The organism is Bacillus sp. S4, from assembly GCF_040838205.1.
Lineage (GTDB): Bacteria > Bacillota > Bacilli > Bacillales > Bacillaceae_G > Bacillus_A > Bacillus_A cereus_U.
In genome coordinates this window covers 1-2,776 of sequence record NZ_JBFPJI010000396.1, presented here as the reverse complement: position 1 = coordinate 2,776, position 2,776 = coordinate 1, and the positions used below count along the sequence as shown (strand labels likewise).

Below are 2,776 nucleotides of genomic sequence, written 5' to 3'. Positions count from 1 at the left end.
ATATTTACATAACCATTCTTTAACTTGGTGTACATTTTATTTCGTTAATCTACTATTTAAAATTAGGAGATGAGATTTGTATGTGTGGAATTACAGGCTGGATAGATTGGAAGAAGGATCTTTCAAATCAACATGTTATTTTAGAAAAGATGGCAAATAGTATTCAGCATCGTGGTCCTGATGCTGAAGGATTTTGGTTTTCTCCTCGTGCGGCCTTTGCACACCGACGTTTAATTGTTATTGACCCAGAAGGCGGAACGCAGCCAAAAACATTTCGTGCCGGAGATTACACGTATGCTCTTACTTATAATGGAGAAATTTATAATTTTCGTGAACTGAGAGAACAACTTCAAAAATGTGGGCATGCCTTTGAAACTCACTCGGATACAGAAGTGTTACTACACGCTTATTTAGAATGGAAAGAAGACTGCGTGCAACGTTTAAATGGAATTTTCGCTTTCGCAATATGGGATGATCAGAAGCAACAATTGTTTTTAGCACGAGATCATTTAGGGGTAAAACCACTTTTTTATACAGAAAGAAATGACAGTATTATTTTCGGCTCTGAAATAAAAGCATTATTAGCTCACCCATCTGTTCCTGCTGAAATTGATGCGGATGGCATAAATGAAATATTTGGATTAGGATTATTTCGAACTCCAGGATGTGGCGTCTTTAAACATATTCAAGAAGTACGTGCTGGACATTTTATATCTTTTACACGTGATAAAAAGGTAGTTAAGAAGTATTGGAATTTAGAAAGTAAGGTCCATAAAGAATCTATCGAAGACACATCTTCACATATTTTATCTATCTTACAAGATACAATAAAAAGACAATTAATTGCCGATGTTCCTCTTGTTTGTATGTTATCAGGCGGATTAGATTCTAGCGGTATTACTGCACTAGCGGGGAAAGAATTTGCAGCGGAAAATAAAACACTTCATACGTATTCCGTTGACTTTGTAAATAGCGCAAAAGATTTCGAGCTGACATTTGCTCGCACTGGTTTAGACGCTCCTTGGGTAAAACATGTTTCTGAACATGTAGGGACATCGCATCATGATATTATTGTGAATGCTGAAGAATTAGCAAATCACTTATTCGTTCCCCTCCGTGCAAAAGATTTACCAAGTGCTGGCGAAATGGAAACTTCACTATATTTACTATTTTGCGAAATGAAAAAAGATGCAACCGTAGCTTTATCTGGAGAATCTGCTGATGAAGTATTCGGGGGGTATCCTTGGTTTCATCAAGAAGAACTATTATATGTAGATAAGTTTCCGTGGTTAACAAACTGGAAAAACACATCTTCTCTATTATTAAGCGACATAACAACTCAATGTAATCCTGAGCATTATATTAATAAACGATTCCATGAAGCTGTTCTTGAAGTACCTACTCTTGAAGGAGAAAGTAAAAAATCCGCGAAACAACGCCAAATGTTTTATTTATTTTTAACGAGATTTCTCCCGTTCTTACTTGACCGTAAAGACCGTATGAGTATGGCTGTAGGGTTTGAAGTTCGTGTACCATTTTGCGATTTTAGATTAGTTGAATATTTATGGAACGTTCCTTTCAACATAAAAAGTATTGATAATATTGAAAAAGGTATTTTACGTAGAGCACTGAAACCTGCTTTACCTGATGATGTGCGAAATAGAAGAAAAAGCGCTTATCCTACTTCACAAGATCCACATTATTTACAAACAATCCGTAATTTAACACTTGATATGTGCAGCAATAAAAACAATCCTGTTTTCTCACTTATTAACCATTCCATATTACTTGCAATTGCTGATCAAAGTAATAAAGTGGTTAACAATTTTGAAGCAAGAAGTGCTATGGAGTATATGCTACAAGTAAATGAATGGTTAAAAACGTATCATATTCATATCGCTTAACAAAAAAGAGTTCAAGGACAAAAACCCTTGAACTCCCTTTCATTTATTAATTGGCACATTGTCTATCTTCAGTATCGATGGACCATCCAATAATAGTGGCACAATCTCTACCTTTCCACTGAAGTACATTTGTTAATACAGGCTCAATCTGTAAACAAGTTCCGTCGTGTAATATTTCTACTAAAGATTGATCATCATCAAACTTTCGTTTATCACATTCTAAAATACCATCCGTTGCCATTACAATGTGATTCTGACCTTTTTCTAATCCCCTTATTCCTGATGTAAAGCAAGGGGTATTCGCTGCAAAAACATTTTTTCTTCCTATATATTCATAGTTCTTACGCTTATTTAGCCTACCTTTTCCATTTTCCTTTTGCTCTGAATGGAATAAATACGCGAAGCAATCACCAACTGATAGCCAATATAAGAACTCGCCTTTTCGTAAACAAATTAAACATGCAAGTTCCTCATCATCTTGGTCACATTTCTCGATAAATAGCTCATCTGTAAATAACGCTAATAAATACATATGGGTATGATGAAAAGCTAAATGGATTGGATATGAAAATAATTCTTTTAGTTGTTCTTCTCTTTCTGAAATCGCTTCTATTATATAATGTATATTTTTTGTTTTATGATGTGTATCAAAAATCATAACAAATTCAAATTCTAATTTCGGATCCCACCAAGCTAGCACTGCATCTCCTCTTTCATATGCATCACTCTCTTGATTTCCTCCATATACGCCGACTGAAAGAGGACCACATTTTTCAACATGTATTTGATCTACATACATCTTTTCATGACTAATCCATTTAAATGTATTCACAGCTATCATCCTCTCTCTTGCTAAATGTATACCTTTACAC

The 2,776-nt window shown here is 34.8% G+C and carries 2 protein-coding genes; one reads left to right on the top strand and one right to left on the bottom strand.

Features of this window, described 5'->3' with window-relative positions; genetic code table 11:
* Positions 1-80: 80 nt before the first annotated feature.
* Positions 81-1,904 (top strand): asparagine synthase (glutamine-hydrolyzing), encoded by a 1,824-nt coding sequence (gene asnB / locus AB3X48_RS20675; RefSeq protein ID WP_016104448.1) that lies wholly within the window; start codon positions 81-83, stop codon positions 1,902-1,904.
* A 46-nt stretch (positions 1,905-1,950) separates the two neighbouring features.
* Here asnB and AB3X48_RS20670 read toward each other — a convergent pair.
* Positions 1,951-2,776 (bottom strand): PP2C family serine/threonine-protein phosphatase (locus AB3X48_RS20670; protein ID WP_367959887.1); only part of this gene is annotated, 826 nt, incomplete at its 5' end.

What these genes read in the sequence shown, in the direction of transcription:
- asnB (WP_016104448.1), top strand. Translation starts at nt 81, where the DNA reads ATGTGTGGAATTACAGGCTGGATAGATTGGAAGAAGGATCTTTCAAAT.